Genomic DNA, 4,004 nt, shown 5'->3' with positions numbered 1-4,004 from the left:
ACCATCAGATGAACGGCTGCACCACTGGTTGCACCTGATTCAGACAATGGTGGTGCATCGGGGTCCATTCCTAACCATTCTGCTGGGAATGCCGACGACGGGAAATTCCATCCGCGCATGAAAAAACCCCGTGAATCACGGGGTTCTTTGGATGCGGCCGAGAGGACTCGAACCTCCACGGGATTAACTCCCACTAGGCCCTCAACCTAGCGCGTCTGCCAGTTCCGCCACGGCCGCGAGCTGTGTTGGTCTTTGACTGGGTGGCAAAGTTTGGCACAAATCTGTCCGACGTCAACGCCTGGTCAGCCTGGATTCACCGGGCTGCCCCTCCTCGCTGGACGGCTGCGACGAATTGACGGATTTTCGCGGCGTTTTTCTGACCTTTGGGCTGCTCCACGCCGCTGGCAACGTCGACGCCGGTCGCCCCGCTGACCTGAACCGCCTCCGCGACGTTTTCGGGAGTCAGACCTCCGGCCAGCACCCACCCCGCCGCCGACTCACCGCGGCGATCCGCCCACACTCGAATGCTGGGCCAATCCAGCGACTGGCCGCCACCGCCAAACGAGGCTCCCGCGTCCGCGTCGAGCAACAGCGATACGTCCACCGCCCCCCACTCACCGATGACAGCATTGATCTGGCTGGGCGAGAGTTTCCCGCGTGGCAGACGGACGGCCCTCAGCACTCGCTCGCCTTTCGCGATCAAAGACTTCGCCAACGAAACCGGTTCGTCACCATGCAACTGGATCCAATCCAGCCGCAACGAACCAGCCACCCGCTGGATGAACTCCAAGTCATGGTTGACGAACAATCCGACTCGCGTCAGCCCAACTTCTCGGGCGACTTGGTTGATTCGGATGGTTTCCTCCGCATCGGGGTTGAGCGAACGGACGCTGGGTTCGTAGAAGTTCAATCCCACCGCGTCGGCTCCGGAATCCGCAACGGATCGCACATCCTGCACGCTTCGCATGCCGCAGATTTTGATTGCAAAAGGCGACCGAAATGGCTGCGTGGTTGGGGGATCGCCGGGGCCGGATGGAGGCAAGGTTGTCACAATCGTTTCAAGTTTCCTGGATCACCGAAGCGGAACCGACCGATCATCAACAAGGACGGTCTGCGATCTCTCCGATCGCGGCCGAATCGCCGATCCCTCGCGTTTTCAGTGGCATCGTTTCGTGTCTGGCAAGTTCGCTGCATTGAGAATCCTAACACGCAACCCGCTTGTCGGCATCGCGGTCACTTCAATCGCCAGTTTCACATTGGTGATGGCAATCTGGCCGCTGGAACCAGCACGGCACCGAGTGTCATACCCGCAACCCGTTCCGGCGCAATCTTCCGCGACAGATCGTCAATCCATCCAGTGGTCCCATCGTGTCGTGACCAGCGACAACGTGGACGGGTTTCGCAAACGTCTGCTGGAGGCTCAACAGCCCAAAGCGTCCGCCAATGTGGGATGGGTGCGTTGGCGAAGTGAAGTGGCGGCCTTCTACGCAAAAGCCGAACAAGGCCGAGTCGCGTCCAACGAGAATGCCTCGGAGTCGCCGCTTCGATTGGCCAGTCACACGACTTCCCAATCGTCCTCCAATGGATCTGAAAACGCCTCCAAGTGGGCTGCGTTCTGGCAGAGCGAAACGGCACGCACCAACGAATGGTTGGCGGGATACGAGCGAGCCAATGCGGATCGCATCGCGATGTTTGCGAGCTCCATCGAGGTGAACGCGCTGCCCATGTTGTGGCCGACTCGAGCCTGGGCCTGGGCGATCGGCGTGGCTCTCATGGTCGCCATCACGGGCTGGACCTGGGTCGAGACCTGCCCTGCCCGCCGGTTGGAACTGGCATCGCTGGGCATCAGCGATCAGAAAGAAGAAGCGTCGCAGGCCCAAGATGAGGCCGAAAACTGGACGGAAATGGCGTTTCGAGCCGAATGGGTCGCGGTAACCCAACCCGCAGGAGTCTGGTTGCGGCGAACGGCTGCTGTGAGCCTGGTGGTCGCGGCGAGCGTGCTGGTTCTGATCCGCGTGGTCGGCATCGCCTGACCGCCGAGTGCGATCCAGCGAACCCCTTACGCGGCTCTCGCACCAGACCGCTTGCCCGAAAACGCCCCCTGAGGGAACCTGTTTGCAGCGCAGGCGGTCGTTTTTAATCTCGAGTGCCCAGCCCTGCTCTGCCCTGCCCTTCCCCGCATCGCTAAGACGACATGGTCCGCTACAACCCCAACGAAATTGAACCTCGCTGGCAAGCCTACTGGGACGAACACCACACTTTCGCCACGCCCGAAAAGGTCGGCGAAAAGAAACGCTACGTGCTGGACATGTTCCCCTATCCCAGTGGTGACGGATTGCACGTCGGGCACCCCGAAGGCTACACGGCAACCGACATCGTTTCGCGATTCGCACGAGCTCGCGGGGAATCGGTTTTGCACCCGATGGGATTCGACGCGTTTGGATTGCCCGCCGAAGAGCATGCGATCAAAACTGGCGAGCACCCTCGCGTTCAAACCCAACGCAACATCGACAACTTCACTCGCCAATTGAAGATGCTCGGTTTCAGTTACGACTGGGACCGAGTCTTGGCAACCACCGACGAAGAGTACTTCCGCTGGACGCAGTGGATCTTCGGCGTGCTGTACGACACCTGGTTCGACCACGACCAACAAAAAGGCCGACCGATCTCGGAGTTGCCAATCCCTGCCGAAGTCACCGCCGAAGGCGAGATGGCCATCGAGCAGTATCGCGATTCAAAGCGGTTGGCTTACCTCGATGACGCCTTGGTGAACTGGTGCCCCAAACTCGGCACGGTGTTGGCCAACGAAGAAGTGGTCGATGGCAAAAGTGAAGTCGGTGGGCACCCGGTCAAGCGGATTCCCCTGCGGCAATGGATGTTGCGGATCACAGATTACGCCGAACGATTGCTGGAAGGCTTGGACGACCTCGATTGGCCAACCGGCATCAAGAAATTGCAGTCCGATTGGATTGGCCGCAGCACCGGTGGCGAAGTCGACTTCTACCTGCAACGCGGTGCCGCCGACGACGACACCGGTCCGTTCGTTGCATTCAAGCGAGCTCGCGAAACGGAAGGCTTTCCAACCGATCCTGGCAAGGATTGCTTGCGTGTTTACACGACACGTCCGGACACCTTGTTCGGAGCGACCTACATGGTGGTCGCGCCCGAACATCCGTTGATCGATGTGTTGGTCAAACCCGAACAGAAAGACGAAGTCGACGCCTATCGCGAAAAGGCCTCGTTCAAAAGTGACCGCGAACGAACCGATGGCGATCGAGCCAAAACCGGCGTCTTCACGGGCTCGTATGCGATCAACCCAGCCGACGGACGCAGCATCCCGATTTGGGTCGCGGACTATGTGTTGGCAGGTTATGGAACCGGCGCGATCATGGCGGTTCCTGCTCACGACGAACGCGATTTTGAATTCGCCGTGGCGTTTGATTTACCTGTCATCCCAGTCGTCGATCCTCCCGCCGACCACAAGCAACGCGAAGAAATATTGGCCGGCAAAGCCTGCTTCGCTGCGGAAGGCGTCGCGATCAACAGCGGCGAATACGATGGCCAAACAACCGCAGAAGTCAAAGCCGCTTTGACCGCGGAATTGGCCAAACAAGGCTTGGCCTGCGAAGCTGTCAATTACAAGCTGCGGGATTGGCTGTTCAGCCGCCAGCGTTTCTGGGGGGAACCGTTTCCCGTCTTGCATGAAATTGACTCCGAAGGCAACGCGACCGGCGTGCGTCGCTTGGTCCCCGATGATCAATTGCCCGTGACGCTACCAGAACTCGCGGACTTCAAACCGCACGGCCGCCCCGAGCCACCGCTCGCGAAAGCCGACGACGATTGGTTGATCGTGGAGCTCGACGGCAAACGCTACCGCCGCGAAACCAAAACTTTTCCTCATTGGGCCGTTTCATGCTGTTACTAATTGCGTTACATCGACCCCAAGAACAACGACGCATTGATCGATCCGCAAAATGAAAAGGATTGGATGCCGGTCGACTTGT

The 4,004-nt window shown here is 59.4% G+C and carries 2 protein-coding genes, 1 tRNA gene and 1 pseudogene; 2 read left to right on the top strand and 2 right to left on the bottom strand.

Annotation, left to right across the window (positions count from 1 at the left end):
- Positions 1 to 152: 152 nt before the first annotated feature.
- Positions 153 to 237, bottom strand: a tRNA-Leu gene (locus ACF8AM_RS11790).
- A 76-nt stretch (positions 238 to 313) separates the two neighbouring features.
- Positions 314 to 967, bottom strand: coding sequence for a phosphoribosylanthranilate isomerase (locus ACF8AM_RS11785; protein ID WP_392555821.1), 654 nt, complete (start codon positions 965 to 967; stop codon positions 314 to 316).
- Between ACF8AM_RS11785 and ACF8AM_RS11780 the strand changes: the two genes are divergently transcribed.
- Together ACF8AM_RS11780 and ACF8AM_RS11775 are read left to right on the top strand one after the other, a co-directional pair.
- Complete coding sequence (locus ACF8AM_RS11780; RefSeq protein ID WP_392555820.1) at positions 966 to 2,033, top strand: hypothetical protein; 1,068 nt, start codon at positions 966 to 968, stop codon at positions 2,031 to 2,033. The genes ACF8AM_RS11785 and ACF8AM_RS11780 overlap by 2 nt on opposite strands.
- A 161-nt stretch (positions 2,034 to 2,194) precedes the next feature.
- A pseudogene (locus ACF8AM_RS11775) lies at positions 2,195 to 4,004 on the top strand (class I tRNA ligase family protein); the annotation flags it as partial.

Source organism: Rhodopirellula sp. JB055 (assembly GCF_043100905.1).
Classification (GTDB): domain Bacteria; phylum Planctomycetota; class Planctomycetia; order Pirellulales; family Pirellulaceae; genus Rhodopirellula.
The sequence above is the reverse complement of the archived record's forward strand: the minus strand, read 5'-3'. Positions and strand labels throughout refer to the sequence as shown.

Coding starts and splice junctions, on each gene's coding strand:
- ACF8AM_RS11780 (WP_392555820.1), top strand. CDS start 966: ATGCCGCAGATTTTGATTGCAAAAGGCGACCGAAATGGCTGCGTGGTT.
- ACF8AM_RS11785 (WP_392555821.1), bottom strand. CDS start 967: ATGCGAAGCGTGCAGGATGTGCGATCCGTTGCGGATTCCGGAGCCGAC.